The sequence below is a fragment of the Kitasatospora sp. UYEF31 genome, assembly GCF_057291755.1.
On the sequence record NZ_JBXAWK010000120.1, the window covers coordinates 1 to 4345 of the forward strand.

The following is a 4345-nucleotide window of genomic DNA, read 5'->3' on the forward strand; positions in this document are numbered from 1 at the left end:
TCAAGGATCTACCTGACGTGATACGCGGATTCTTTGGCGATCCGCATTTGGCTTATATCGCAGAGACTGTCTAGATACTTTGAATTGGGTTAGTAGTACGATTTAGCGTGTGGGGTGGACAGGGGATTCGTTTCCTGTCCACCCTGCACGCAATTCACACGTCGTCACAACGATCAGAGTGAGGATTATATGGAACCGATGCTCGATGGTCTCCAGTGGCTTCCCGAGGCTTTCACCGAAGGCTTCTCCATTACCTTCGCCCGGGGCGTGGAGCCGGAAGACCTTCTCCTGCGGATGGGATGCACCGGGGGGCACACACGCATGACACGACAGGATGCGGAAAATTTCGAGGTCGACCGCTTCGGGGTCGAAGGCAGCGGCGATATTCGGGTGATTCGCGCAGGGAGCGTTCTGGGCTGGCCGTACGGCGTCCAGATCTGGGGGGGCGCATGTCTTGGACGTGATCCCAGAGGTTTCTCTGGGCACGGAGGTTGTGGTAGTCGTGAAGACGGAGACGGTGCCATGGTTTGTTTATGCTCTGAACGGTGAGTCGATGTGCTCCTTTGATCCCGGCGGCCCGAGTCACCGCGGAGGAAAAGATCCGGATATTCTTCTGAATGAAATGGCCGATTCCGGACTTCTGGCTGGAGGCAGCCCAGTGGAGTCAGTTCTCCGTCTGGTGGAGACCAGGTTCGGTCTTGGTCTTTCAGAGGACGAGATGGAAGATGGCCAGCTTCTGGCAGGTTTCGTCACTGAATGATCGCAACTGTTTAGGTCATTCAGCTGGTTGTGGGCAGCATCCATGCAGGGCTGATGCAAGAAGCTAATTGCTGAGAGTTTCCGCAGGTCGGGGCGGTAGACCGAGAAGGTCCAGCCTCGATCATTCACGTGCGCGCGCCACCCTGAAGTGGTCGGCCGGGGTTGGCGGTTGATCCCGGTTTGTCCTTCGAGTGCCGGCGATGACCGACCCATGTGTCGTCACGGATAGCCGTCGGTTTCCACGGGCCGAGGGTGCTGCGGGGCTTCTCCCTTTCGGATCGTGCGGATGCCGGGCCGAAGGTCAGCCGATGCCGGGCAGCTCCTGAACGCGGTCCCACACGGCGACGGCCCGATGGCTGGCGGGCCAGGCTGCATCAAGCTTCAGTTCCCGGCCGCAGGCGTGGTCGGCGAGTTTGGCGGGGACGTCGAACAGTTCGGTGCGCATGGTGGCGGGTTCGGCCCGGGCGAGCTTGCCACCCTCCAGGGCCAGGAGCTGGAGCCAGGACAGCAAGTCCATGGTCAGGGCGAGCAGGGCACACCAGGCCTGGTTGAGGGCGAACTTCTTGGACGGCAGCCGGGTCAGGGTGAGGGCTTTTGACCGTCGACTGCCCGACTCGACGTGGGCGTGGACGCGATGGCGGGCGTCAAGCCGTTGCAGTCGCCGGCCGGGGGTGTTGGTCGCGATGACCTGGTAGCGGAACCCGGTGGCGATCTCGTACGGCTTCACGTCACGGGCGTACGTGGGATGAACGGGCTCACGGCGCACGATGAGCCGCAGCCCGCCCGGCCAGCCGGTCAGGTCCAGCAGGTCGGTGGTCTCCACCAGTGCGGCGTCCTGACGGGGCCGGCGAGCCACTTTGGTGGCAGCGGCACCATCGGCGCGGAAGAGGACTCTCCGACGACGGCGGGTGGGCAACTGTCGTATCGCCTCGCCGGAGACCTCGATGTGATCGGATGCGGTGTTCGATGGCGCGGCGACCGCCCGGCTGCGCACTGCCCAGCCGCACATCGACGCACTGCTGGATGCCTTGACGTCAGCTGCCTGACGCCTCAGGGGCCGGCCCCGTGGAGTCCCGTACGACCAACTCGGGACGGAAGAACAATTCCGTACGGGGGGACTGCCCCCCGCCGATCTCGTCCAGCAGCGCCCGCACGGCCGCCGCTCCCATCGGTGCCACAGCCTGGCGGACGGTCGTCAGCGGCGGGTCGGTGAAAGCGATCAGCGGCGAGTCGTCGTAACCCACGACGGAGACGTCCTCCGGCACCCGCAGACCGCGCCCACGCACGGCCCGGATAACGCCCAGGGCCATCAGGTCGCTGCCGCACACGATCGCGGTCGCGCCCCGGTCGAGCAGCGGTCCGGCGGCCGCCTGGCCGCCTTCGACGGAGAACAGCGAGCGTTCGATCCACTGGTCGGCGTCGTCGACGCCCAAGGCCGACTTCAGGCCGCGGCGGAACCCGGCGATCTTGCGGGCGGTGGGCACGTACCGCTCGGGCCCGACGGCGAGCCCGATGCGGCGGTGGCGCAGCGACGCCAGGTGGCCGATGGCCAGTTCGACGGCGACGGCCTCGTCGCTGGAGATGAACGGCGCGTCCAGCCCCTGGGCGTAGCCGTTGACGAACACCACGGGGAGCCTGCGTTCGACCAGGCGGACGTACCGGGAGAGGTCGGCACCCGAGTCGGAGTGCAGTCCGGAGACGAAGACGATCCCGGAGACGCCGCGCTCGATGAGCAGTTCGATGTAGTCGTCCTCGGTGACGCCGCCCGGGGTCTGCGTGCACAGGACCGGGGTGAACGCGTGGTGCGCGAGCGCCCGTTCGATGATCTGCGCGAAGGCCGGGAAGATCGGGTTGTCCAGCTCGGGGAGTATCAGCCCGACCAGGCCCGCGCTGCGGCGGCGCAGGCGTGCCGGACGCTCGTAGCCGAGCACGTCCAGCGCGGTTATCACCGTCTGCCTGGTGTCCTCGGCGACGCCCGGTTTGCTGTTCAGGACACGCGAAACGGTGGCCTCACTCACGCCCGCTTGGGCGGCGATGTCCGCCAGTCGTGTCCTCATGACGGACCAGCTTAGGGGTCGGCCTTCCGCAGCTTGCTGCAGGGGTTTGCATATCTTGCAGGCTGTTTCAGCACAAGACTGTACGGATGTGACCGTCAACTACTGGCCTGAACGAACCTCCGCGGGTTACGGTGATCCGGCTCTGGTGCGAATTGGACCAGACCAATACATGAACAAGTTCACCCTCCACTCGGATCGTCCGGCACGTTCCTGCCGGTGAAGGGGCGGTTATCGCCATGGCTTCGGTCACGTACAAAGACGCCACGCTCGTCTACAAGGGCGCGAAGAACCCGAGCGTCAACAAGCTCAGCCTGGAGATCGAGGACGGCGAGTTCCTCGTCCTCGTTGGCCCGTCCGGCTCGGGCAAGTCCACCGCGCTGCGGATGCTCGCGGGTCTGGAGGAGGTGACCTCAGGATCGATCAGCATCGGCCCGAAGGACGTCACCTACCTGGAGCCCAAGGACCGCGACATCGCGATGGTCTTCCAGAACTACGCGCTCTACCCGCACATGTCCGTCGGCGACAACATGGGCTTCGCTCTGAAGATCGCGGGCATCGCGAAGGACGAGATCCGCAAGAAGGTCGAGGAGGCCGCGAAGATCCTCGACCTGACCGAGTACCTCGACCGCAAGCCCAAGGCGCTCTCCGGCGGTCAGCGCCAGCGGGTCGCCATGGGCCGGGCCATCGTCCGCTCCCCGCAGGTCTTCCTCATGGACGAGCCGCTGTCCAACCTGGACGCCAAGCTGCGTGTCTCCACCCGTACGCAGATCGCCTCGCTGCAGCGCCGCCTGGGCACCACGACCGTGTACGTGACGCACGACCAGGTCGAGGCCATGACCATGGGCGACCGGGTCGCGGTCCTCAAGGACGGTCTGCTCCAGCAGGTCGACACCCCGCGCAAGATGTACGACCGCCCGTCGAACGTCTTTGTGGCCGGCTTCATCGGCTCCCCCGCGATGAACCTGGTGACCGTCGACTTGACTGAGAAGGGCGTGCACTGGGGCAACGCCGTGCTGCCCGTCCCGGCCGAGGCCCGGGCCGCCGCGGGCACGAAGGTGACCGTGGGCGTGCGCCCCGAGCACCTGGTGGTCGGCTCCGCGGAGTCGGCGCAGGGTCTGGCCGTCACTGTCGACGTGGTCGAGGAACTCGGCTCCGACGCGTACGTCTACGGCACCGCGACGATCGAGGGCGAGGGCCGCCAGGTGGTCGTCCGCGTCGGCGGTCGCAGCGTGCCGGAGAAGGGCGAGACGCTGTACGTCACGCCGATGACCGACGAACTGCACATGTTCCACGCCGAGTCCGGCGAGCGCCTCGCCGACTGAGCTGTCACCTGGTAGAAGTCTGTAGAAGTCCACAGACACAGAGCAGCGGGGGGGGGGGGGGGGGGGCGGGGGGGGGGGCCGGCGCGGGGGGGGGGGGGGGGGGGGTGGGGGGGGTGGGTGGGGGGGGGGGGGGGGGGGGGGGGGGGGGGGGCCGGGGGGGGGGGGGGGCGGGGCGGCGGGGGGGGGGGGGGGGTGGGGCGGGGCCGG

At 66.9% G+C, this 4345-nt stretch carries 4 protein-coding genes; 2 read left to right on the forward strand and 2 right to left on the reverse strand.

Translation table 11 applies throughout. The annotated features are described in order from the left end of the window. The first annotated feature begins 460 nt into the window (after positions 1-460). Positions 461-760 carry a DUF6461 domain-containing protein gene (locus AC0Z36_RS29205; RefSeq protein WP_485466098.1) on the forward strand — a complete coding sequence of 100 codons (300 nt, stop codon included), beginning with the start codon at positions 461-463 and terminating at the stop codon, positions 758-760. A gap of 300 nt (positions 761-1060) precedes the next feature. Here the strand turns inward: AC0Z36_RS29205 and AC0Z36_RS29210 are convergent, their stop codons facing one another. Both AC0Z36_RS29210 and AC0Z36_RS29215 read right to left on the reverse strand, forming a co-directional pair. Next, on the reverse strand, positions 1061-1615 hold the full coding sequence (locus AC0Z36_RS29210) for a transposase (protein WP_485466095.1): 555 nt from the start codon (positions 1613-1615) through the stop codon (positions 1061-1063). A 178-nt stretch (positions 1616-1793) separates the two neighbouring features. Beyond that, complete coding sequence (locus tag AC0Z36_RS29215; RefSeq protein ID WP_485466096.1) at positions 1794-2816, reverse strand: LacI family DNA-binding transcriptional regulator; 1023 nt, start codon at positions 2814-2816, stop codon at positions 1794-1796. 236 nt (positions 2817-3052) lie between these two features. Between AC0Z36_RS29215 and AC0Z36_RS29220 the strand changes: the two genes are divergently transcribed. Then, positions 3053-4138, forward strand: coding sequence for an ABC transporter ATP-binding protein (locus tag AC0Z36_RS29220; protein WP_485466097.1), 1086 nt, complete (start codon positions 3053-3055; stop codon positions 4136-4138). The last annotated feature ends 207 nt before the right edge of the window (positions 4139-4345 follow it).

Excerpts from the sequence above, each read along its gene's own strand:
- AC0Z36_RS29215 (WP_485466096.1), bottom strand. The coding sequence starts at position 2,816 with ATGAGGACACGACTGGCGGACATCGCCGCCCAAGCGGGCGTGAGTGAG.
- AC0Z36_RS29220 (WP_485466097.1), top strand. The coding sequence starts at position 3,053 with ATGGCTTCGGTCACGTACAAAGACGCCACGCTCGTCTACAAGGGCGCG.